Below are 24,786 nucleotides of genomic sequence, written 5' to 3'. Positions count from 1 at the left end.
CGTGATAATGGAAATCAGTTTAAGAGATATATTAATAATAATCAGTGTTATCGTCGTTATTGCGATATTCCTCAATGGTCGTCAAAAAATCAGACGAGACGGTAAAAATCCATTAAAACTCGAACCAACGAGTGCCGAAGGTGTCGATGCGTTAAGCATCGAGCGAAATTTTGATCGCGATGGTTTTGATCAAGATGGTGTGGGCATACCTAAACCTGTCATAGGCCACGAAGCCACACCAGCACCGTCTGTGCAGTCAAACCGCGAACCGGCATCGCCAGAGGCACATGGTAGCGCTGAAGGCGTGTTAGTCGGCGTAAGCTCGGTTGATAAAGTTGAAATACATACATCTCGCACCAATCACGATGAATTATTATCAGATCCAGACGTTGATCATGCGTTGCGTCACACTGCGGATAGCGACGAAGCACTGTTGCCGGAGCAACAATTGTCGTTTAGTGCGGTAGAGCAAGATGATATTATCGATACGGTACATACGTTTGAGCAAGCGGGCTTATCGAACCAGGAGCAATCTCGCCCAGCACAGCAGCATTCACCGGAGTTAAATCAAACTCAACATCGTAAAAGCCATGATGACACGACGGACATTCGTCATCACAGTGGCGAAAATAACGCTGTTGAGCCGAATCCTCCTACGGCAGAACGTCGCGGGCAAGAACATAACACGCCAACACCTGCGCCAAAGCGCGATCAAATGGAAATTGATTTTGACGACAGCAAATCAGCGCAGCCTGTGGAGCAAGAGGTACTGGCCTTATCGGTTGTTATGCCCGATAGTCAGGTCATGATGGGCGCTACTATGTTGCCATGTTTTTTAACGCTAGGTTTGAAGTTTGGCGAGATGAATATTTTCCACCGCCACGAGGATAATGCTGGCAATGGTCGTATTACCTTTTCTGTGGCTAACATGGTCAACCCTGGGACCTTTGATTTGGATAACATGGAGCACTTCACGACCCGTGGTGTCACCCTGTTTATGACGCTGCCAAATGCAAGAGATCCGCAAACAGTGTTTAAACAAATGCTAACGGCAGCAAAGCACTTAGCCAATGAGCTAGGTGGCCAAGTACTGGACGGTCAACGCTCAGTGATGACTCGCCAAACCGAGCAACATTACATCAGTCGAATTCGAGAATTCGATCGCCGAGCGCGTCTAGCTGGCGCCTAGGTCTTTTTTGTTTCACGGCCCCCTATGTTTTGGGGGCTTTTTTATTAGAGTAAGTTTAATGGCTGAAACAGACGTAATCGTACAACAAATAAAACAATTAACCGATGAAATTAACGAGTACAATTATCAGTACTACGTACTCGATGCACCGACGGTGCCAGATGCACACTATGATCGCCAGTTAAAAGCATTACAAGCATTAGAAGCACACTACCCAAAGTTTGCACAACCTGACTCACCAAGCCTGAAAGTTGGTGGCCAACCATTAAAAGCGTTTAGCCAAGTAACGCATCAAATGCCGATGCTGTCATTGGATAATGTATTTGATGCGCAAAGTTGGCAGGCGTTTGTGCAACGCATAAGCGAACGTCTAGGAAAACGGGATATCACCTTTTGCGCAGAGCCAAAACTCGATGGCCTTGCGGTGAGCTTGCGTTATGAAAATGGCCTTTTAGTGCAGGCGGCAACGCGTGGCGATGGCACAACCGGTGAAAACATTACCGACAATGTGCGTACCATTCAATCCATTCCATTACGTTTGCACGGCAGTCATTACCCTGATGTTGTCGAAGTGCGTGGCGAAGTGTTTATGCCCAAAGCGAGTTTTGAGCGCTTAAACGAGCAGGCGATTAAAAAAGGCGAGAAGACCTTTGCCAATCCTCGAAATGCGGCGGCCGGTTCGTTGCGCCAACTGGATTCACGCATCACGGCCAAGCGCCAATTGGCGTTCTATGCCTATTCATTGGGTTTTGTCAGCGATGAATCTTGGTTGGCAAATTCACATTATCAGCGCTTAGTGCAAGTAAAAGCGCTTGGGTTACCAATGTGCCCTGAGGTGAAACAATTAACAGACATTGCTGACTGTCAGCGATTTTATGACGATATCCTTCAGCGCCGCGATCAGCTCAGTTATGAAATTGACGGTGTCGTATTAAAAGTCGATGATATTACAATGCAACAAACGCTTGGCTTTGTGGCAAGGGCACCGCGGTGGGCAACAGCCTACAAATTTCCGGCACAAGAAGAAATGACCACCTTATTGGATGTAGAATTTCAGGTGGGGCGTACCGGGGCAATAACGCCCGTTGCTCGATTACAGCCGGTGTTTGTCGGTGGTGTTACGGTATCAAATGCGACGTTGCATAATCAAGATGAAGTTGCTCGACTTGGCTTACGAATTGGCGATACAGTGATCATTCGCCGAGCTGGCGATGTTATTCCGCAAATTGTCAGTGTGGTTATCGCCAAACGTCCAGACAATGCCCAAGCGATTAGCTTTCCAAGCCAGTGTCCTGTTTGTGCGTCTGCCGTGCATCGCCCTGAGGGTGAAGCGGTGTTGCGTTGTACGGGCGGTTTATTTTGTGGTGCCCAGCGTAAAGAAGCGATTAAACATTTTGCGTCTCGAAAGGCCATGGATATTGATGGGTTAGGTGATAAGTTGGTCGAACAGTTGGTTGATGAAAAATTGATCCGAACCGCAGCCGATTTATTTTCACTTAATGAAACCGTGCTGAGCACATTAGAGCGTATGGGACAAAAATCGGCGCAAAAGTTGATTAACGCCCTTGATAGCGCCAAACATACCACACTGGCGAAATTTATTTACGCGCTTGGTATTCGTGAAGTTGGTGAAAGTACGGCGAATAATTTAGCTCAGCACTTTTTAACATTAGAGGCGCTGCGCCATGCCAACGTCGATGCGTTGCAAAGTGTGGCCGATGTAGGCAGCGTCGTGGCTCGTAATATCGTGCAGTTTTTCCAGCAGCCTCATAATAATGAGGTCATTGATGCGTTATTGGCTGCAGGCATCGATTGGCCTGCGATTGAGGTCAAAGGCGAGGACGAATTGCCATTAAAAGATCAAACGTTTGTGTTAACCGGCACGTTAAGTCAAATGGGGCGTACAGAAGCGAAAAATATATTGCAATCGTTAGGTGCTAAGGTATCGGGCAGTGTATCGGCGAAGACCCATTATTTGGTCGCGGGTGAAAAAGCCGGGAGCAAACTTAGCAAAGCCACGGATCTTGGTGTTACGGTATTAACGGAAGATGACATGCTAGCGCTGTTTGCAAAATATGGTGCCTAGTGTGCTGTGCATTAATGATATGGTGTTGAGCATCACGGTATAGCGATCAACACGATTGTCCGTTTTTATGCGAATCGCCGACATTTTCAGTCGGCGATTTTTTTGACTCAACGCTAGGGGATGTTGATTTTTGCGGCTGTTTCGTGAGTGTTTTGACAAGCCAGCGCTTTTATTGTTGGGTCATTCCACATGAGTGATTCATCACGCGGTCAAACGACTCATTAAACGTTGTCCAATGGATTTGTTTAAAGGCAATCTTATCTTTGTTGCTGCTCGTTTGTATGGAACAACCATAGGTCTGTCACTGCGCCTCGATTACATTCCTTTTAATTCGAACAAAATTTATACCACAAATTACAACAGAACCTATACCGTGTCATGGCTGATTTGGTGAAGTTGCCTATTGTCGAAAACGGTGATTTGCGCGGTTTGTTTGCTATTGGCCCTGCATGTTTTGTGCTGCTTTGACTGTGGCTTTGACATGAGGCGCAGACTGTTATCGAGCATCGCTGATGCCACTTGTGATGCCGAAATCGGTTTATATTGACGCAATGGACCAATAAACAAAAAGCTCAGAAGACGCGACAGATAACCACCAAGGCCTTCAGCGATTCGCCATTGCTTGCGCTCGCCAAGTAACAGCGAAGGGCGATAAATGATTAATTGGGAAAATCGTTGATCACTAAGGCTTTGTTCCATTGCCCCTTTGACCTGCAAATAAAACGATGAACTGTTGGCATTCGCACCAATACTGGATATCACGTGAAACTGCTCAACGTCCATCGCTTTACAGTGCTTAGCAAGTTGCGTGACCAAGGTGTGATCTACCGCTTTAAAGGCATCTTTACTGCCGGCAACTTTGATGGTTGTCCCTAAACAACAATAAGCAATATTACAGCCTTTGAGTGCCGTTTTGATAACCGCTTGATTCTGAAAATCGGTGACAACCTGCTCTATTTTATGATGCTTTATTGGCAATGGCCGTCTAACCATCATGACAATGTAGCCTATCATCGGGTGATCAATCAGTTGATTAATAAGGGCAGAGCCGGTTAAACCGCTGGCACCAAATAATACGACGTTATAGGGCGTTGAAGGCTGATGTTTGTTCATTTACTCGTCTATTCGTCTCGATAGTAATAATCGCCACTAAGGGTATCATTTTACAGATGATTTTTATCAAAAAAAAATAAAAAAAACACTTGCATTATGGCAAGGCAAATAAAACAAGGGGTTGCTAAAGTTATCCACTGAAATTGTGAAAAACTTTAGTAAAGTTACTAATAAAACAGCACTTTTTACATTTTATATGCAACTTAGAAACAAAATTTTATGAGCCACCTTTGTATAACCCTTACTAGCTGTAGCTTGTAGAATATATAAACAGACTTATCCACAGGTGGTGGCGTTCCTTAAGTAATTTAATCGGCTCATGGCTTGTCGCTGATTTAGATAAGTTAACCCACGTTGTTAACGGTAAGTAAGCGTTTACATGATGTATATAATTGTAATTGAACGCTATGCATGCGAGTCATTCGCGACATTGTTATATAATCAACTTAACTCCTTGTTTTGTCTATTTATCCTTAGTTAACAATGGTTTACGGTATATTGTTCGTTCGTGGTAAACCGTTTTTTTGATGTTTTATTGCATTGTCGGTGCGAATTTTTGCAGTAAATTTGGTAAAACGATGCTTTGGCGGCACGTTTCATCAATTGCACAGAGGGTACTGGTTTAAAATTAACATTCAACGGTTACAATTTGCACAATCTTTGAGCACTTATCAACAGATGGTTTGGGACCATTTAAACGTAAGTTTTTCAAATGAGACTGGCGCCATGAATAGTCGATGTATCTCGGTTAGCAAGTAATTACATTAATACAACGTGATGTGATATTAAGGGGCTAATTTGGTGCGTTTAGTTGATATGATCACAAGTACGATGTCAGTCATTTGTCTATTTGGCCGTTATTGAACAATCTTGGTGCGCTGTCGTTGCGGCTAAACGATGGGATTGTTTGTTATGAGCGCCATCAGATGATACGTAACATGTTCGTAACAAAAAATAACGGGGCGTGCCGTCGAAAATTGTAGAGAAAATGTCAGCCACACGACGGTCGCTGACATCATATTCTAGCAATTAGGTGATAAGCGTTTTCGTTACATCGGCTTACGACGGTGTTGTTTTACTTTGTCCGCTAACCATATGCCGGCTAACATCATGCTAATAAAAACCAGTACTTTACCTTGTAAACCACTGATGTTGGTGAAAGCGGGACCTGGGCAGATCCCCGACAGCCCCCAACCTATGCCAAAAATAACGGCACCTATAACCAGCTCACCGTCCAGTTTAGATTTGCGGGCCAGGTTTAATGTATCACCGTTGAGAGCATTTTTACGCTGTTTGACGATGGCAAAAAATATTAAGGCAAACACGCTCAGTGCACCTGCCATCACCAACATTAAACTTGGATCAAACTGCCCGAAAATATCAAGGAAGTTGCGCACCTTATCGGGATTAACCATTTGCGATACGCTCAAACCGACGCCAAATACCAGGCCACAGGCTAATGCACTAAGTTGTGTCTTAAGGGGTTGAGACATGATTAAGCTCCGATAATATGGCGTTGAATGTATACCGTAATCACGGCACTGAACATAAACAGCAGGGTTGCGATAATAGAGCGTTTTGAAAAACGACCAATACCACAAATACCATGGCCACTGGTACAGCCTGAGCCTAAGCGCGCACCAAAGCCAACCAGAAAGCCTCCAATAATAATCTCCCACCAACCGACGTTGATGCTGTCCGGTAATGCATCGAACACTGGGCTAATCATCAAAGGGGCTAATATCAAGCCAATAATAAACATCATTTGCCAGGAGATCCGCCATGTTTTTTGCTTTAAGGCATCGCCGACGATGCCGGAAATACCGGCCGTTTTACCAATCAATAGCAGCAGTAAAGCTGCGGCAATTCCGATAATGGCGCCACCTAGCAAGGCACTCAATGGGGTAAATTCAGTCATCAGTTGTTGTCATTTAACGTATTAAGATAAAGGTTTGGCATTGTACGGTAGTCATCCATAATATAAAAGGTGCTCAATGCTATGTTATATATACCGATGGGTTATATATAGGTACATATGCTATGGTCATTCGGGTATGTTCTTGCACTATTTAGGATTGAGCATTAACAGCATGTCGGCTTGGTTTATTTGAAACTCAAAATGCTTGAAAAAATTCATGCCAAGCAAGCCATCGGCACCTTCCATACTCGTTAACGGCATCACCACGACTTCAAAATTATCGATGCGCCACTCATTAAGCATAATACCGTCAAGGAGAATGGTAAATGCCTGCTCAGTCCCCGATGCCGTATGAATATTGACCTCGCGGTGGCGCGCAATGTCATGGTATCGACTGAGCTCTGCAAAGATTTGTTCAGATATCACTGTCATCGATGCACCAGTGTCGATCATTAATGCCGTATCAAGTTGTTGGCGACTGCTTTGCATCGTTGCTTGCACGACCATATGCTCACCGTGACGAGCCAGGGCTATACCCTCCAAACTACGGCGCTTGCGACTGATAAGTGCCAATAAGTTATTTACCTCATCTTGCACTGTGTCAAGGTGACTGATTGACAACAAGTATTGGTATCCGGTATCAATTTGATTTAGCTGTATGTGTGCTTCGGCAACGCTCAATACGAAGCTCGGCACATTGCCTTGTTGCTCGATTAAAGTTTTACTGACGTCGATAAGATGTTGATATTTCTGGCGCTGTTTTTGTGACGTCGCCCAAGCATGATAATAGTGATTGAGCTCCGCCGTGAGGATTTGTTGTCGACTAACGTCATACTCATTGCGAATAATGTCAGCATATAAATTAAATACTTGCTCTGTTTGCCCACGTTTGTGTAACAGCTTGCCAAATAGCCTTGTCATATCAAAGTCAAACGGGTAGCGACCAATGAAAAGATCTAAAAAGCTGTTGGCTAACGACAGCTGCTCCTGTTCAAGCCAGGCCTCACTCTCTTTAACCCACAGCTGTTTTAACTGCTCAGCTAAGATGGCATCAGCACTGTGCAGTTCCGCATACATATCAAGTGCATTATCAAACTGATAACTAGCAAAGAATTGTTTGGCTTTGGCTTGAATTAATAATAATTCCGAATTGACGCCTTCAGTGCGGGTGTCTGCTATGGTTTGCTCTTGGTGTTGAGGTGTCTCTGGTAAATCGCTACGTTGTGTTTTAAAGGGGTTGGCTAAGCGTTGATCCTGAGAGAGGGAAGGACTTAGCAGAGCAGCTTGCTTTTGTTGTTGACTGAGTTGAGACAGCAGGTGCAAATTTAACAATAGCGACAACACCAGTAAGGTTAAGGTGGTCAATAACAGCTTGTTGTTTACTTTGGTGTTTAGCATCGTTGTCGGTATGTTGCACTCATGGCTGAAGGACTATAGCAACGGCCGAGCAGCGTTACCGATGCAATAGTGCAATACGTAGGTATTTTATGTTTACTGTGCTTTATTATAGATCTGCATTTCTTGTTTGATGGTTTTTCGCATGTCCATCAACTTAATGGCGGTTTCATGCTCTTTCTTATCTTGCTCGGTCACCGGCTGCCACTGCGGGATTGCCACGGGATGACCACTTTCATCAACCGCCACCATAATAACGATACAGTGCGTCGTCAGTCGTTTTGCTAACGATTTCGGATCACAGGCACTTACCTCTATGGCGATGTGCATCGATGAACGACCGGTATAAATCACTTTTGCGTCCACTTCGACTAAATTACCCACATGAATGGGTGAGACAAACTGAATACCACCGGCATAGGCGGTCACACAATATTTTGAGCTCCAACCCGCCGCACAGGCATAAGCGGCTAAATCAATCCAGCGCATCACGGCACCACCGTGTACTTTTCCGCCAAAGTTTACATCCTGAGGCTCAGCCAAAAATCTAAGGGTAAGGCTTCGTTGTGGTGATGACATAATAAACTCCCTGAGCAATGATGGATAATTCTTACAGTAATTTAACGATTAGGCAACACTCATCTGCACAGAGCGCGAGCGAAACTAACTGGTGCTTTTATCACTGCGCAGGAAAATAAAGCAATAAGCTAAAGCGACAACGTAAATCAATAAAACACGTCCAGCCTGATAAACGGTCGCTGTCAAAAGCTGAGTTTTTCATGTCATGTTGATGAACAGGGAAGAGATGGTTTCACTTATCCCTATTGTTGTTAGTTATTGCACGCACATGCTTTTTGCCCATTTTGTTGATACCACTCCTCGTAGTTGCCATTTGAACAACGTCTTTTAATGTTTGGACAGCTTGCGCCAACATGACTGATCTCTGTGTTGGTGATTTTCTCAAAAACTTTTTCTGCCACATAATTTCCAAAGTTTTGAGTAGAGCAACCTGACAGTAAAAATACCGTTAATATGAGAAAATACTTCATTTTTGTTCCTGTTTACTATCCGCAACCATTCCCTGCTATAAACGAGCGTGTCATTTGTCCGATGGACGTTGCTGCTTTTGGTGTGAGGCATTAGGGGGGGGCGCCATTTTCTGGCTGACCCACTTAATGCTATAACAAATCTATTGATATAACAGCGCGTCTATCAAACATCATAATGCCTTGATATTTATATGAAAGTAAAGCGATATTTAAGGTGTATCAATAAGGAAGTATGTCTGTAAACGAGGGCGTTAGTGCAGGTTGATGAGTAGGGTAATCAGTCAATGGTGATTTTTATGTCAGTGCTTGGAACAGAGCAACAAGGTAAGAATTCACCATCACGAATAAACGCTAATGGTTCGCCGTTAATGTATTCAATGTCGCCGTCGATAAGCTGGCAGCGGCAGGCACCACAAAAGCCATCGCGGCAATGGTAATGCACCTCAACGTTATTGGCTTCAAGGAACTCTAAGGTGGTTTTGAATATAAGGTTGTCGAACGGCATGTCGACAACCTTGTTATTGACCGTGATTTTTTTTGTCACGAAGAATAGGACTTATAAATCGAAATCTTCAAAGTCAGTGGCATCAACAGCGCTGTCTGTTTGCCCCACAAGGTACGATGAAATTTCGGTTTCTTGTGGCGCAACTTGCACGTTATCACTGGTTAAGTAGGCATTGATCCACGGGAGTGGGTTGCTCTTAATGTCGAACTGCGGTGCATAACCAATAGCTGTAAGACGTTGGTTTGAAAGATACTCAATGTATTGCTTTAAGATCTCGGCGTTCAAGCCAATCATTGAACCATCTTTAAATAAGTAATCAGCCCATTGCTTTTCTTGCTCAATAACGTCTAAGAAAATCTGTAAACCTTCCTGATGCAGCTCTTCACTGATTTCTTTCATTTCAGGATCGTCTTTTCCGCTCGCCCAGATATTTAAAATGTGTTGCGTCGACGTTAAATGCACCGCTTCGTCACGGGCAATTAATTTTATGATTTTGGCATTACCTTCAAGAAGTTCGCGTTCAGCGAAAGCAAACGAGCAGGCAAAAGACACGTAGAAGCGAATCGCTTCAAGTGCGTTGGTTGAACAAATTGAACGATACAGCGCTTTTTTGATTTCACGCGTTGTCACCACAACGTCTTCACCATCCACTGTATACGTTCCTTCACCTTGTGCTTGGTATAACTGAGTCAGTAATATCACGCGGTCGAAGTATTCGCTGATCGCACTGGCGCGATTTAAAATATTTTCGTTGATAACGATGTCATCAAACACTTCACTTGGGTTGGTGAACAAGTTACGTAGAATGTGTGTGTACGAACGTGAGTGGATGGTTTCATAAAATCCCCATGTCTCGATCCATGTTTCTAACTCAGGAATTGATACCAACGGCAGTAAACACACGTTAACGCTACGCGCGGCAATAGAATCCAACAAGGTTTGATATTTCAAGTTTGAAATAAAAATGTGTTGTTCACTTTGGGTTAATGATTGCCAATCAGCACGGTCTTTAGAAATATCTACTTCTTCAGGGCGCCAAAAAAATGACAACTGCTTTTCAATCAATTTTTCAAAAATCGGGTGCTTTTGTTGGTCGTAACGTGACACGTTAACGGTTTGCCCCAAAAACATAGGTTCTAACAACGGATTGTTTTTGGTTTGATTAAAAGTAGAGTACGACATTCTTTCTCCTTCTAATACTGCTCTTAGTGTCGTCGCACGCAGTATTAATTCTTGTCATTTTGGGTTGATGTTACATCGCTGAACAAAGCGTGGCTTTAATCCGTCAACGATAACGCCCGTGGTAACGATAACCAAGGTGCAGGTATTACGTGGCCTGCAGCTGTGCTGAAATCACCATTTTTACTATATATGGTGGCTAATAACTCGATGATAACACCAAATATGGATTTTTATCTAGCGTAATTCGGCGAATTTTCATAACTATTTAGGTTGATTTTTTTAAATAACTATGGCGACAAGCAGTTATCACAAAGGTATTTATTTTCGATAAAAAACCTTGACTTAGCAATGTACGTTGATGGTTGCTATTTGTTTCAATTTGTGACTATGCTTTAACTCAATTGCTTGAAAAGAATAACGTTATAACGAGTTTTTATGATACTGGCAAGCCTCCCGAGTCTCCCTAACTACCATGTGTTAGCGGTATTACTACTGACGTTGGGCGCTCTTTATTTATTTCGCCGAGAAGATATTTCATTGGAAACATCTTCCTTAGCGGTGATCGCCGTGCTGACGGTATTTTTCGCCATTTTTCCCTTTACGGGGGCGAAGGGTGAGATCAGCCCTGTATCGTTCTTTTATGGGTTTGGCCATGAAGCTTTGGTGACGGTATGCGCGTTAATGATCATAGGTCATTCGTTGGTGAGAACCGGTGCACTTGAGCCGATAGGGCGCAATTTGGCGAAACTTTGGAAGATAAGCCCACAAATATCGCTACTATTGACTTTGCTGATTGCCGGGGCATTGAGTGCCTTTGTTAATAACACCCCCGTGGTCGTGCTATTACTACCAATATTGATCAGTGTCGCTATTCGCACCAAAGCCGATCCCAGTGGCATGCTGATGCCTATGGGGTTTGCCACCTTAGTTGGTGGCATGGTAACAACCATTGGTACCTCAACTAACTTACTTGTTGTTAGTGTTGCCCATGATCTCGGCTTAGAGCGTTTTGGCTTATTTGATTTTGCGGTTCCTGCGTTGGTCGGTGCCGCGGCAGCCTTGGTGTATCTGTGGCTGATTGCACCGCGTATTTTACCTGAGCGTAACGCCAATATGCCCGATACATCGCCGCGCTTGTTCAGTGCCTATTTAAATCTTAATGAAGATAGCAATGCCCCAGGAAAAACCATTGCCGAAGTGATCAAGCTCACCGATGGGCAATTGCAGGTGCAAGGGATTATTCGGGGTAAGGACAATCATAAATTATTGCCACTGCCAGATACCATTATTAAGGCGGATGATCGGTTGTTGGTTAGAGACTACCCGGACCGATTAAAAGAATACGAACAACTGTTAAAAGCCACGTTATATTCTGGACAACATAAAGTCGATGCCGATCACCCCTTTGAGGACGGATCGCAAATGTTGGCTGAAATCGTGGTGATTTTAGGCTCGGGTTTGATCGGTCGAACCTTAAAAGAGGTGAATTTTGCGTCACAATATGGTTTATCGGTTATCGCATTACACCGAGATGGGAAGGCGATGGAAATTGGTCGGCAAAGCATTGGCACGGTAACTCTGAGAGTGGGTGATATCCTGTTGGTGCAAGGCGATGTTGAACAAATTGAGCAACTCAAAGCTCGACAAGGTATTCTCGTGGTTGATGGTGCGGCCAAGTTAGTGCACACCAAAAAGGCGCCATTGGCGCTTGGCATTTTGTGTGCGGTGGTAACATTGCCTGTGCTCGATATTATCCCGATTGTGATCAGCTCCATTTGCGGGGTGCTGTTGTTGTTAGCGACACGCTGCCTTAATTGGCAAGAAGTATCGGCAGCGTTGAGTACCCAAGTGATTTTGATTGTTGCAGCGTCATTAGCACTTGGTTTGGCGATGATAGAAACAGGGGCAGCACAATATGTTGCCGAGCTGTTTGTGGCGTTATCGTCAGGCTTGCCTGACGGCGGGGTGTTGGCCGCGTTAATGTTGTTATTAGCGTTGTTGACGAATGTGGTATCGAATAATGCGGCGGCGGTTATTGGCACCCCCATCGCGATATCGGTCGCCCAGCAATTAGGCGCGCCACCAGAGCCATTTGTCTTGGCGGTATTATTTGGCGCTAATTTAAGTTATGCAACGCCGATGGCCTATAAAACCAATTTATTGGTGATGAACGCTGGCGGCTATCATTTTTCCGACTTTATGCGCGTTGGTATTCCATTGATCTTCATCATGTGGGTCATATTGTCGTTCACCTTAACCACGATGTATTTAACCTAGATAGGGTACTCACCTAGCCTAGGGCCACGCTGGGGCTATTGTGTTTATAGCCCTTATACCGCGTGTGTTTTGTTGCGTTCATTGCTGTCTATGCAACTGAAACTTAGCGAGTTTTCATGTATGCGACTAAACTGATTTTATATCGTTAATTTTCGTTATAGGGTCACACTCGATGAATATTCACCGTAAACCGTTGCGGTTATCCAACATTATGTTAGCAACACTTGGCTTAGTGTTGAGTGGCACCGTATGGTCGACGTATGCGGAACAAAAAAATGGGCAAGAATTGTCATATACGCCTCATGTTCAACTGGGTATTAACGCGGTACGAGAAGAAGATCTGTTTTGGGACTTAGCTGGCAGCTTTGCCCGTTCGGCAAATTATGATCCTAATAAAGATTGGTTAGAGTTGTATGTTAAGCCGGGGATCCGTTTTGGCCAACAATTTACCGATTATCATATGTACGGTAATGTGTCGGTTGTGGCGTCAGCGACAGCGGGTACCGATGCCTATGAAACTGGCGATACCGGTCGGTTAACACTCGAAGAAGCGTATGTTGGTTTTAAAACAGCGGATGATACTGGTCTTGCGTGGGATATCTCCGCCGGTGCACGCGAGTTAAAACTGGGCTCAGGCATGTTGATTGCCAATGGTGCCACCAGTGGATTTGAGCGTGGCGCGTTAAAACTTGGACCACGAAAGGCTTGGGAGCGCGCAGTCATCATTAAAGGGACCGTCGATACCGTTTCAACCACGGTTTTTTATCTTGATCCCAATGAGCTGGATTCGAACAATACCGATACACAACTTGCGGGTCTAGATATTCGCATGCCATTCGCCTCAGAAGGCAGCATGTTTGGCTTTACCTATGGCCACGTCTTGCAATCTGGTTCACCGTACCCTAAAGCGGCACCTGCCGGTATTGGTCCACCATCGATTATCGAAAATGGCCGCGATAACTTAAGTTTTATTAATCATTATGGCCTCACCGATGTCTATACCGATAAGCAATATAAGGTGTTTAGCCAATGGGACGTAGCGTATCAGTGGAACAGTGATATCGACTTAGATGCTTGGGGCGGACGCATTAAACTCGGTACCACATTACTTGAGCAACCGTGGCAACCGACGTTGGTCTATTCATATCAAACGTTCAGTGGCGACGACCCCAATACTGATGATTTAGAACGCTTTGATCCCTTGTATTACGAAGGCTCGCCGTCATCGTGGTCGACAGGCTCCAAATCGTCGATGGTGTTTATCAACTCTAATGTCCAGTCACATCAATTAACATTGACGTTAAAACCGTCAGAAAAGCACATCATTAATTTACGCGCAGCGCATATTCGCGTTAATGAGCTGAAAAGCCCTGTGCAATTTGGTCAAGCGTCTCGTTTGGACTTTGCTGATGGTTTATCAACCGTGGTTACCGGTGTGGCCGACGAGCATTTAGCCGATGATTATTTTATTGAGTATACCTATGTGATGTCGCCAACCACGTTCATTACCATGGGGTTAAGTCTGTCGGAACCTGGCGATGGCATTACCAAAGCCGTAGGGCTTGAAGGCCCCAGTTGGTCTGGTGGGTTTGTTAATCTGGTCATGTTTTTACAATAACATAGCGCGGGAGTGTTATTGCAAGCAAGTGACGCACTCGCTTGGTCAAATGGCTATCAGGTGGGATAATAACGGTTACGCATAGGTTTTATCTATGGCGATGGGAAACTCCCGCTCGTAGTGTGGCACGACCAGACGTGTTTCACATTGGGTTATGTCCCGTGTTTTGCTTTGTTATGTGGCTAATGGAATTAATATGACGTTTCAATCAGCTTCTCAACACCATTACGATCTCATCATCATTGGCGGCGGCGTCAATGGCGCGGGTATTGCTGCCGATGCCGCGAGTAGAGGCTTGAGTGTATTACTGTGTGAACAAAATGACTTAGCTTCTGCGACCTCATCTAACAGCAGTAAACTAATACATGGTGGCTTGCGTTATTTGGAACATTACCAATTTAAACTGGTGAAAAAGGCACTGGATGAGCGCGAGATATTACTTAAAAACGCGCCGCACATCATGCATCCGCTTAGGTTCATTCTGCCTCATCGACCGTATCTACGCCCGGCATGGATGATAAGAGTCGGCTTATTCCTGTACGACAATCTTGCCAAAACAAACACCTTAGCGACGTCATCCGCCGTAACGTTTGACGAGCAATCGCCATTAAAAAACGAAATTCATCAAGGTTTTACTTACTCCGATGGCTGGGTAGATGATGCACGGTTAGTGGTACTAAATGCCCTCGCAGCAAAGCGTAACGGCGCTAGTATTCGTACCTATTGTACATGCACAAAAATAGCACGACACGAAGACCATTGGCAGGTAACACTGCAACCAAAGAATGGAACTCGCTACATGGTATCAGCTCGTGCGTTGATCAATGCTGCTGGCCCATGGGTGTCGTCATTGTTCGACAGTATTGTTAACCTAGAAGCGCCTCAACAAATTCGCTTAGTCAAAGGCAGCCATATTATCGTGCCGAAAATCCACAATACGGATGACGCATATATTCTGCAGAATCAGGATGGGCGTATCGTGTTTGTTTTACCTTTTGAACAGGAGTTTTCAATCATAGGGACCACCGATGTTGAATACCAAGGTTGTCCGAGTGCTGTGGCCATTGACGATGATGAAATAGATTATCTCATTAACACGAGTAATCAATATTTCAAACTGCAACTCGATCGCTCGATGATTGTTAAAACCTATTCAGGCGTTCGACCTTTGCTGGACGACGACTCTGTTGAAGCACACAAAGTCACCAGAAACTACACCATAGAGGAAAACTGGGTCGGAGGAACGGCCCCCATCATTTCTGTTTTTGGTGGCAAAATCACCACCTATCGACGGCTCGCAAAAACGGTAGTGGACGCGTTAAAACCAAGGTTCCCTGGCTTAGCTGATTGTTTAACCGACCAAGTACCATTGCCCGGTGGGAATTTTACCTCTAAGCAAACATTACTGGCTCAATTAACGGCGGATTTTCCATTCCTACCGGCCTGTTTGCTTCACCGGTATGTGCGTAGCTATGGCACATTGAGCTATCAACTTCTTGAGGGCGTTAGCAAATTAGACGATATGGGGGCGTGTTTTGGTACAAACCTATTCGCTCGTGAAGTTGATTATTTAGCTGAACACGAATGGGCAGTAACAGCGGAAGATATTGTCTGGCGTCGCTCGCGACTTGCGTTAACCCTGAGCGATGATGACATCCAAAAAATCACTCAATATTTAGCTCGGCCACACGCGCAAAAAACACTGAACACAGGAACGTAATGAGCCAATACATTCTCTCAATCGATCAAGGTACGACCAGCTCCAGAGCGATTATTTTCAATGAAAAGGGCGACGCTTTGCACTCGGTCCAGCAAGAGTTTCCTCAGTATTACCCTAAAAACGGTTGGGTTGAACACTGCCCTGATGACATTCTGAATACCGTATTAACTGCCGCTCAGCTAGCCATTGAAGAATACGGAATCGGCGCAGAACAAGTAACCTCTGTTGGTATATGTAACCAAAGGGAAACCACATTAGTTTGGGATAAGACAACGGGGCTGCCAGTTTACAATGCGATTGTTTGGCAAGACAGAAGAACGGCGCCATACTGCCGTTCACTTATCGCGAACGGCAAAAGTGAACTCATTAATCGCAAAACCGGGTTGTTACTCGACGCGTACTTTTCAGCAACGAAAATTCGCTGGATCCTCGATAATGTTGAAGGCGCAAGAGAAAAAGTCGATAGTGATCAACTGGCCTTTGGCACGGTTGATACCTTTTTACTGTGGCACTTAACCGATGGAAGGTCACACCTCACCGATGCAACGAATGCTAGCAGAACATTGCTTTATAATATTCATGAGCAGTGCTGGGATGACGAGCTGCTCGCGCTGTTTAATATTCCTAAAAATTTACTGCCCGGCGTAAGGGACAGTGCGTATGATTTTGGCACGACCAATAAGTTTGGGGCAGAAATTGCCATTCAGGGCATTGCCGGGGATCAGCAAGCAGCAATGTTTGGCCAAACCTGCTTCGCCAAGGGGATGGCAAAAAGCACCTATGGCACCGGTTGCTTTTTAATGGTTAATACCGGTGAACGCGCGTTGGCGTCAAGTAATCGGTTACTGACTACCATTGGTTATCAGTTGAACGGTAAGGCGACGTATGCGCTAGAAGGGAGCATTTTTATTGCTGGCGCTGCGGTGCAATGGATGCGTGATAATTTAAAGCTATTTGAAAACGCGGCAGATACAGAGCAGCTTGCCGACCTTGCTCATAATGAGCATGGTGTCTATTTTGTGCCGGCATTTACCGGACTTGGGGCGCCATACTGGGATCCAGATGCCAGAGGGGCGATTTTAGGGCTCACCCGAGCAACGGGCATAAATGAAATTGTTTGCGCTAGCATTCAGTCGGTCGGGTACCAAACAAAAGACTTAATGTTGGCCGTAGCGAAAGATGGCATTGATATTCATACGATGCGCGTTGATGGTGGCATGGCCGATAACAATTGGTTTAACCAATTTCTCTCAGATATTTTAGCCGTTGATATCGATAGGCCACACACGATAGAAACATCCGCTCTTGGTGTAGCTTATTTAGCCGGCCTTCAAGCGGGCGTATTTGAGTCGCTAGAGCACATTCAGCAGTTATGGCAAACCAATATGCAAGTCATGCCGAATATGGATGATGAGCTAAGAACGACGCTATACAATGGATGGCTTGATGCGGTCAGCAAAGTTATTACAACATAGTCATCCTGGTGACACATACAAAAAAGGGAAGTGTTAAACACTTCCCTTAATTCTTTGTTTTATATAGGTTTACGTAAAGTTACCCACCAAAGTGATATTTTACCTTAAGCACACAACCTATATCTTACACGCGCCACCTTCACAGCCGTCATCGACGTCGTTTTGGCTGTCGCTCGCACCGTCACGGGTGTTGTGATAGTACATGGTTTTTACGCCAAGCTTATACGCTAACAGAATATCTTTTAAAATTTGTTTTACTGGCACTTTGCCATTTTCAAATTTACTTGGATCGTAGTTGGTGTTGGCCGAGATGGTTTGGTCAACAAACTTCTGCATAATCGCCACAAGCTCTAAGTAACCCGTGTTATCTGGGATATTCCACAATAACTCGTAATCGTGTTTTAAGCGCTCGTACTCAGGTACCACTTGCTTTAATACACCATCTTTACTCGCTTTAATCGAAATTAAACCACGTGGTGGCTCAATACCGTTGGTTGCATTAGAGATCTGTGACGAGGTCTCTGATGGCATCAAGGCTGATACAGTAGAGTTACGTACACCATACTTTTTGATGTCTTCACGCAACGTGTCCCAATCAAGCAATAAGTCTTGACTGCAAATGTTGTCGACATCTTTTTTGTAGGTATCCACCGGCAAAATGCCTTGCGCTAGCTTGGTTTCGTTAAAGAGTGGGCACGCACCTTGTTCTTTTGCCAAGGTGTTTGAGGCTTTTAACAAATAATATTGAATGGCTTCAAACGTACGGTGCGTTAAGTTATTGGCACTGCCGTTTGAGTAGAATACGCCGTTCTTCGCTAAATAGTACGCGTAGTTGATCACACCAATACCTAATGTACGACGACCCATGGTCGCGTTATGGGCAGCAGGGACCGGGTAATCTTGATAGTCTAATAGGCTATCTAGAGCGCGTACAGCAATATCTGCAAGCCCTTCAAGCTCATCAAGAGAGTCTATTTTACCTAAGTTAAATGCTGATAACGTACATAGGGCAATTTCACCATCCGGATCGTTAACGTTATTCAGTGGCTTGGTTGGTAGCGCAATCTCTAAACATAAGTTTGATTGACGAACCGGCGCCACTTTTGGATCAAACGGACTGTGGGTATTACAGTGGTCAACATTTTGTAGATAAATACGACCTGTTGATGCACGCTCTTGGGCAAATAGAGTAAATAACTCGATTGCTTTAATACGCTTTTTACGGATGCTGTTGTCGTTTTCATATTGCACGTACAGTTTTTCGAATAGCGCTTGATCTTCGAAAAATGCATCGTATAAACCCGGTACGTCAGACGGGCTGAATAAGGTGATGTAGTCACCTTTGATCAGACGTTGGTACATGGTCTTGTTAAATTGCACGCCGTAATCTAAGTGGCGAACACGGTTTTCTTCAACACCACGGTTGTTCTTTAGCACCAATAAGCTTTCAACTTCTAAATGCCAAAGCGGGTAGAATAAGGTCGCGGCACCGCCACGTACACCACCTTGCGAACAGCTTTTAACCGCCGTTTGGAAGTGTTTGTAAAATGGAATACATCCGGTATGGAATGCTTCACCATCGCGAATAGGGCTACCAAGAGCGCGAATACGACCTGCGTTAATACCAATACCGGCACGTTGCGAGACATATTTTACAATAGCGCTTGATGTGGCGTTAATTGAGTCTAAGCTATCGCCTGTTTCAATCAATACGCATGATGAAAATTGACGAGTTGGCGTACGAACCCCCGCCATAATTGGCGTCGGCAGTGAAATCTTAAAGGTCGAAATCGCATCATAGAAGTTGCGCACATAATCCATACGTGACGCTTTATCGTATTTTGCGAATAAACATGCCGCAACTAGCACATAAAGAAATTGAGCACTTTCGTAAATCTCACCTGATACGCGATTTTGAACTAAATACTTACCTTCAAGCTGTTTTACCGCAGCATAACTGAAGTTTTTGTCGCGATCGTGATCGATAAAGGCGTCCATTTGCGCAAATTCGTCGGCATTGTAATCTTCCAGCAAGTGCTGATCATATTTGCCCAGCTCAACCATTTTTTGTACGTGTGCGTACAAGGCCGGTGGTTCATATTGACCAAACGCTTTTTTGCGTAAATGGAAGATCGCAAGACGTGCCGCCAAATATTGATAATCTGGGGTTTCTTCCGAAATTAAGTCGGCTGCTGATTTAATGATCGTCTCATGAATATCTTCGGTTTTAATGCCATCATAAAACTGAATGTGAGATTTGATCTCGACTTGTGACACCGATACCGAGTCGAGTCCCTCCGATGCCCACGCGATGACTTTATGAATTTTTTCTAAATCGATTGGCTCTTTTTCACCATTACGTTTGGTGACAAAAAGGTTATTGTTCATGAATGACCTGTCAGTAAAGTTTTTGTACATAAGCTTCGTCTTGATATCGAGGCAAAGGGCAGTAATACCTGATCTGCTTCCCTGCATGTTGTTGTTATTAAATTATCAGTGCTGCTGCACAGCAAACGTAGCCGCAGCTACGCGTATTTATCACCCTAATTGCACATTTTGTCATCAAGTACGTATGCACTATATCTAGGGGTTTTAAAACTGTATTGTCACAAGATAATGAGGTTTGACGTCTAATGCAAGCCCTACATCTTGTGGTTAAATTGTGGAAAAATCACTTGCGTAAATTGGGTTAGTAATAACTTACATCAAAGGCGTTGAATTGGCGATAATCGGCAAAAATGCAAGATCTTTTTTTAGGTGAAAAACTTTTTTATTATCTTTTTGTGACAAATATAACGGATATTATAGCTAATTTTACTAAGAGATATTAAGGCTATGAAAATACAGGAATTTATCGATCTGGTCATTCTTTAATCGAAGTGCTTGCTGGCAATGGTTGGCTGTGGATTGTGAAAATAATCTTGGCATTGATTTGTCAGTGGGAGATCAGAATGTATATCACCGCATTTTGCGATGTGTGTTTGTCGGGCTCGGCTCTGTGACGATAGCAAAAGCATGACCTAGGCAATTCGTGAAAAAGAGAAGGCGTATGAAAAAGGCGCATTGCGGTATCGCTGTGCGCCTTGTTGGTGTCTTATTATCGGGCAAACTATTGCCGAATGCGATTAATCCTGACTTACTTTTCGACAGGCGATGATGTAGTTGACATCAAGGCCATCGGCTAACTTATGGTTTTCGGTTAATGGGTTGTAATGAATACCGGTGGCATCGAAGCAGTGTAAGTTGTTTTGCTCTGCCCAACCAATCAACTGCGAAGGGCGGATAAACTTGTCCCAATCGTGGGTACCGTTGGGTACCAATTTTAACACTTTTTCTGCACCGACAATCGCAAATAAATACGACTTCATGGTTTTATTTAGCGTTGAAAAGAATACATAACCACCAGGTTTCACTAAATCACTGCAGGCTTTTACAATCGATTGGGGATCGGGTACATGCTCAAGCATTTCCATGCACGTGACCACGTCGTATTGCTCGTGCTCAGCAGTGGCTTTATCTTCGACAGGGATTTTTTGGTAATTAACCGAGACACCCGCTTCTAAAGCATGCAAGCGCGCGACATTAAGTGGCTCTTCACCCATGTCGATACCCGTTACCTTAGCGCCAAGCTTAGCCAAACTCTCTGCCAAGATACCGCCGCCACAGCCGACATCGATGATGTTCAAATCAAATAGGTTGCCTACATGCGATTGAATAAAATTACGGCGCAATGGATTGATTTGGTGCAGCGGTTTAAAATCGCCCTCTAAATCCCACCATTGATGGGCAATACGTTCAAACTTGGCGATTTCGTCCGGGTTTACATTTACTGGCTTGGTCATAAATAAAGCAGCTTAGCTATTTGGTAAATAAAGCCGATTCTAGCGTAACTTGTGCGCCGATATCAAAAGTTTTACCACAGGTAGCTATGATTTAATGAAGCAGTGCCTATTGTTAATTGCTGGGCACCAGTCTGAACGCGACTACTTTGTTTCGTCTTTCTGATCTTTTTGCGCTTTCAACTCTTTATAGGCTGCAGGTACACTCAACGATGGATGGACCCAATCAAACAAGGCATAGCCCCTAAATTCGTCAAGCGTAACGGTTTTTATGGTTTGTTCCAGTGTTAATCCTTGTTTTAGTGCGGCAAGTACACCTTGCTTTACCGCCTCAAGATAATCAATATGCCATTTAATGTCTGCTCGTTTGATCACCGAACCATGACCTGGTACCACACGGGCATCGTCAGGCAAAAAATCATAAACGCGTTTAAACGAGGCGAGCGTGTCAAGTAAATGCCCGTCTAATAACCAAGGCAATGCGGGCTTAATGGCGCTGATTGCGTTACCGGTCCACATGACCTTGGATTGCGGCTCCCAAACAAACAAGTCGCCCCCCGTTTGAGCAAAACCAAAATCAATAATCTCGACTTTTTTGTTGCCTAAATCGAGTAGCAATTTGCCTTGTCTGGGGATCAGGATATTGGCTGGCGTTGGTTTTATGTCTTCAATGCCACGACCTTGTCCAAAATTTTGCATCATAAATTGCGTATCTTTGTCAAAATGATTTTGAATATATTGCTCGGTCACTTCATGTTGAATAATCAGCGTGGTGTCAGGCAAATACATATTCCCGTAGGAATGATCTCCGTGATAACTGGTATTGACAGCGTAGAGAATTGGCAAGCTTGTGGTTTTGCTAATTAACGCTTGCGCTTGTTGGCTTAAGCGTTTGTTGAGCATGGTGTCTATCATTAACACCGATTTATCACCGAAGATAAAGCCGCCACTGGTTGCCAACGGGATCCCTTGGGTTTCTTTGCTTTTAGCATCGTTAGGAAAATAGGCATAGACACCATCGGCGAGCTTTTCGCTTTCTAATACGACAATATTTGCGTCCCATACCGGCTCTTGCTCGGCATTCGCCTGACTTGAGATAGTTGTTAGGGGTGCGCTGAAAATGACTAATATGAAGAAAAACAGAATATGTTTCATGATGATTATCCTTTTGTTGTGATCAAAACGATCCCCAATTTATGTTTACCGGTAATGATGGCACTATCGCCTTCAACCAGTGTACCTTGGTCAATGATTTGTCCGTTGACGTCCGCTTCACCGCGGGTGATTAAAGCGATAAAGGGCTGATTAACCTCAACGCGTTGGTCGTCCGTTAGATAACCGATTTGGCATAACATATTGTTATCAAACGTGCCTTTATCAACGTCGCCGAGTACGGTGGTGAGCTCGCCCTCCTGTAAAACGATATTTTGATATGCGGGCGATAAACCTTTACTTGGCGGTAAAAACCACAATTGAATGATCTCTGCAGCGTTATCGGTCAAATTAAACTCAGAGTGTTGCATACCAGTGCCGGCTCGCTGTATTTGCACGCCAGGTGCCTGAATGGTTGTGCCATGACCTAATGTGCCTTCATGACCCACTGCGCCCGATACAATAAAGCTGGCAATATCCACATCTTTATGTGGATGGATGGGCACACCATCATTTGGCTTAAAATAACCATTGGCTAAGTAGACAAAATCACCTAATCCGTGACTTATCAGCGGTTGATTTTGCGCAGTTGGCCACAACCTTGGGCTTTTTACCATTTGTGTTTCCACAATGCCGGCAAAGCCACTGGTGGGGATGTCATTGACATGAACAAATCGGATCATCTGTATCACACGCTGTGAGTTATTGCCTTACTATAGGCTTAAGCATAGTTATAAATCTTAGTTATAGTTATAGCATTAAGGTTATAGCTATTATTCTATTGGGGAATAGTTTATGGATGCATTGCGCTCTATGCAGTCATTTGTGCGAATTGTTGAAACGGGCAGTTTTACTGCGGTTGCAAAAGAATTAAATACCACTCAAGCAACGATCAGCAAACGTCTTGCGGCGCTGGAAAAACACCTTGGGGTGAAACTGTTTGTCAGAGGCAATCGTCAACATGCGCTGACAGAAGCTGGGAAAAGCTATTTTCAACAAGTTTCTCGCATCTTAGATGAGATAGAACAAACCGAGATCACAACCCGTTCGTTAACGACTACCCCTCGAGGTCATTTGCGGGTTTCAGCGCCTACCATGTTTGGTTGTATGTACCTTGCCACACCCATTGCCCGCTTTTTGGAAACCTATCCAGATATCAAAATCGATATAAAATTTGATGAAAAGAAAATCGATTTGGTTAAAGAAGGGGTGGATGTCGCTGTACGACTTGGTAATCTGCCGGACTCTTCACTGGTGGCGAAAAAATTAGGGCGCTATCAGCTCATAATTGTCGCATCTCCTCACTATTTAAACCAGCATCCTTGTCCGTCATCATTGTCTGAATTAAAGGACATAATTGCTTGCGATACAGTTTGTTACCGCAAAAGGGCACAAACTGGTTATTAGAGAGTGCTAATGGCAGTGAAGAAGTCGAAGTGTTTGGTAATTTTACCTGCGATAACGGTTTTGGTTTAAAGGAAATGCTGTTAGCTGATGCGGGCATTGCTTTAGTGCCAAAATGGTTGGTTTACCAAGAATTGCAACGAGGGGACCTGATCCAGGTTCTACCACAATTTTCGATACACTATCCGATCCACGCCATTTTCCCAAAAAGTCATTATATGCCTCTAAAAGTCAGAGCCTTCATTGATTTCATCAAAGCCGCATTAGAAAAACATTCAATATTTTCAGCGGCATGATCTTCATTAGCGTTAGGCGGCTTTGCCGCTCAAGCAGATTGTGATGTTGTCCGCCTGCTGTCTTAGCACAGACGTACGTTTAGTATAGAATTGCCGGAGTAGCTCACTAACGTTAAAGCGGGGGCTGTTACTGTGGACAAAACTCGTCTTGCAATACCGCGAGTATTTTCGCCACCACCGGCATGCTTACCGTGTAATACACGTGCAGACCGTCTTTTTCGGTGGTGACAAAGTTATCGGCGCGAAGTTTGGCAAGATGCTGTGACAGTGCCGATTGACTGATGTTAATACGCTCATTGAGCTGCGTCACAGTACGTTTTTGCTCAATCAAGTTGCATAAAATTTGCAGACGGGTTTCATTGCCCATCGTTTTTAGCAGTAAGGCTGCTTGGTTTACTTGTTGTTCAAAATTGGCAACATCTAGCATGATGATTCACTCTGATCAGAATACCCCGACAGTTTACATTAGACATCACTAATATAAAAGAGTATATTAGATAAATCTAATTAAGATTATTCTAATATGGTTTCGCATCATATGTTGTGTGTCGAGCTATGTTATGCAAAA

Annotated in this window: 19 protein-coding genes and 1 pseudogene; 7 read left to right on the top strand and 13 right to left on the bottom strand. The window is 44.2% G+C overall.

The window, feature by feature from the left end; translation table 11 throughout:
• Positions 1-7: 7 nt before the first annotated feature.
• Positions 8-1,189, top strand: coding sequence for a cell division protein ZipA (zipA, locus tag ACAX20_RS09715; protein ID WP_371185809.1), 1,182 nt, complete (start codon positions 8-10; stop codon positions 1,187-1,189).
• Positions 1,190-1,247: 58 nt separating this feature from the next.
• Positions 1,248-3,275 carry an NAD-dependent DNA ligase LigA gene (gene ligA, locus ACAX20_RS09710; protein WP_371185807.1) on the top strand — a complete coding sequence of 676 codons (2,028 nt, stop codon included), beginning with the start codon at positions 1,248-1,250 and terminating at the stop codon, positions 3,273-3,275.
• Positions 3,276-3,641: 366 nt separating this feature from the next.
• On the opposite strand, the gene ACAX20_RS09705 is transcribed toward ligA, so the two are convergent.
• The 8 genes from ACAX20_RS09705 to nrdB form a co-directional block, all read right to left on the bottom strand.
• Positions 3,642-4,388 carry an NAD(P)H-binding protein gene (locus tag ACAX20_RS09705; RefSeq protein ID WP_371185805.1) on the bottom strand — a complete coding sequence of 249 codons (747 nt, stop codon included), beginning with the start codon at positions 4,386-4,388 and terminating at the stop codon, positions 3,642-3,644.
• Positions 4,389-5,437: 1,049 nt separating this feature from the next.
• Positions 5,438-5,881, bottom strand: a complete 444-nt coding sequence (locus ACAX20_RS09700; protein ID WP_371185803.1) for a DUF6691 family protein — start codon at positions 5,879-5,881, stop codon at positions 5,438-5,440.
• Positions 5,882-5,883: 2 nt separating this feature from the next.
• Complete coding sequence (locus tag ACAX20_RS09695) at positions 5,884-6,306, bottom strand: YeeE/YedE family protein (protein ID WP_371185801.1); 423 nt, start codon at positions 6,304-6,306, stop codon at positions 5,884-5,886.
• Between the two features lie 147 nt (positions 6,307-6,453).
• The gene (locus tag ACAX20_RS09690) at positions 6,454-7,704 is read right to left on the bottom strand and encodes a retroviral-like aspartic protease family protein (protein ID WP_371185799.1); all 1,251 of its coding nucleotides are present in this window, start codon (positions 7,702-7,704) and stop codon (positions 6,454-6,456) included.
• Between the two features lie 93 nt (positions 7,705-7,797).
• Complete coding sequence (locus tag ACAX20_RS09685) at positions 7,798-8,280, bottom strand: acyl-CoA thioesterase (RefSeq protein WP_371185797.1); 483 nt, start codon at positions 8,278-8,280, stop codon at positions 7,798-7,800.
• A 251-nt stretch (positions 8,281-8,531) separates the two neighbouring features.
• A complete protein-coding gene (locus ACAX20_RS09680; protein ID WP_371185795.1) occupies positions 8,532-8,750 on the bottom strand; it encodes a hypothetical protein in 219 nt (72 codons plus the stop codon).
• Between the two features lie 277 nt (positions 8,751-9,027).
• Positions 9,028-9,255 carry a class I ribonucleotide reductase maintenance protein YfaE gene (gene yfaE, locus ACAX20_RS09675; protein ID WP_371189634.1) on the bottom strand — a complete coding sequence of 76 codons (228 nt, stop codon included), beginning with the start codon at positions 9,253-9,255 and terminating at the stop codon, positions 9,028-9,030.
• Positions 9,256-9,306: 51 nt separating this feature from the next.
• Positions 9,307-10,437, bottom strand: a complete 1,131-nt coding sequence (nrdB, locus tag ACAX20_RS09670; RefSeq protein ID WP_371185793.1) for a class Ia ribonucleoside-diphosphate reductase subunit beta — start codon at positions 10,435-10,437, stop codon at positions 9,307-9,309.
• A 435-nt stretch (positions 10,438-10,872) separates the two neighbouring features.
• On the opposite strand from nrdB, the gene ACAX20_RS09665 reads away from it, so the two are divergent.
• The 4 genes from ACAX20_RS09665 to glpK all read left to right on the top strand — a co-directional run bounded on the left by ACAX20_RS09665 (position 10,873) and on the right by glpK (position 17,527).
• Entirely contained in the window at positions 10,873-12,714 is a 1,842-nt protein-coding gene (locus ACAX20_RS09665) for an SLC13 family permease (protein ID WP_371185791.1), read from the top strand.
• Between the two features lie 172 nt (positions 12,715-12,886).
• The gene (locus ACAX20_RS09660; RefSeq protein WP_371185789.1) at positions 12,887-14,332 is read left to right on the top strand and encodes an alginate export family protein; all 1,446 of its coding nucleotides are present in this window, start codon (positions 12,887-12,889) and stop codon (positions 14,330-14,332) included.
• A 196-nt stretch (positions 14,333-14,528) separates the two neighbouring features.
• Complete coding sequence (gene glpD / locus ACAX20_RS09655; RefSeq protein WP_371185787.1) at positions 14,529-16,052, top strand: glycerol-3-phosphate dehydrogenase; 1,524 nt, start codon at positions 14,529-14,531, stop codon at positions 16,050-16,052.
• Positions 16,052-17,527 (top strand): glycerol kinase GlpK, encoded by a 1,476-nt coding sequence (glpK, locus tag ACAX20_RS09650; protein WP_371185785.1) that lies wholly within the window; start codon positions 16,052-16,054, stop codon positions 17,525-17,527. The genes glpD and glpK overlap by 1 nt, the downstream gene beginning before the upstream one ends.
• A 117-nt stretch (positions 17,528-17,644) precedes the next feature.
• Here glpK and nrdA read toward each other — a convergent pair whose 3' ends face one another.
• The 4 genes from nrdA to ACAX20_RS09630 form a co-directional block, all read right to left on the bottom strand.
• Entirely contained in the window at positions 17,645-19,915 is a 2,271-nt protein-coding gene (gene nrdA / locus ACAX20_RS09645) for a class 1a ribonucleoside-diphosphate reductase subunit alpha (protein WP_371185783.1), read from the bottom strand.
• Between the two features lie 737 nt (positions 19,916-20,652).
• A complete protein-coding gene (gene ubiG, locus ACAX20_RS09640) occupies positions 20,653-21,369 on the bottom strand; it encodes a bifunctional 2-polyprenyl-6-hydroxyphenol methylase/3-demethylubiquinol 3-O-methyltransferase UbiG (RefSeq protein ID WP_371185781.1) in 717 nt (238 codons plus the stop codon).
• 141 nt (positions 21,370-21,510) lie between these two features.
• Positions 21,511-22,521, bottom strand: coding sequence for an MBL fold metallo-hydrolase (locus ACAX20_RS09635; protein WP_371185779.1), 1,011 nt, complete (start codon positions 22,519-22,521; stop codon positions 21,511-21,513).
• Positions 22,522-22,526: 5 nt separating this feature from the next.
• Entirely contained in the window at positions 22,527-23,201 is a 675-nt protein-coding gene (locus ACAX20_RS09630; protein WP_371185777.1) for a pirin family protein, read from the bottom strand.
• A 112-nt stretch (positions 23,202-23,313) separates the two neighbouring features.
• On the opposite strand from ACAX20_RS09630, the pseudogene ACAX20_RS09625 reads away from it, so the two are divergent.
• Positions 23,314-24,218 (top strand): annotated as a pseudogene (locus tag ACAX20_RS09625) (LysR family transcriptional regulator).
• Positions 24,219-24,345: 127 nt separating this feature from the next.
• Here the strand turns inward: ACAX20_RS09625 and ACAX20_RS09620 are convergent.
• Positions 24,346-24,645 (bottom strand): ArsR/SmtB family transcription factor, encoded by a 300-nt coding sequence (locus ACAX20_RS09620; protein WP_371185776.1) that lies wholly within the window; start codon positions 24,643-24,645, stop codon positions 24,346-24,348.
• Positions 24,646-24,786: the final 141 nt, after the last annotated feature.

The sequence above is a fragment of the Thalassotalea sp. Sam97 genome (assembly GCF_041379765.1).
Lineage (GTDB): Bacteria > Pseudomonadota > Gammaproteobacteria > Enterobacterales > Alteromonadaceae > Thalassotalea_A > Thalassotalea_A maritima.
This window is presented reverse-complemented; position numbering and strand designations above follow the sequence as displayed.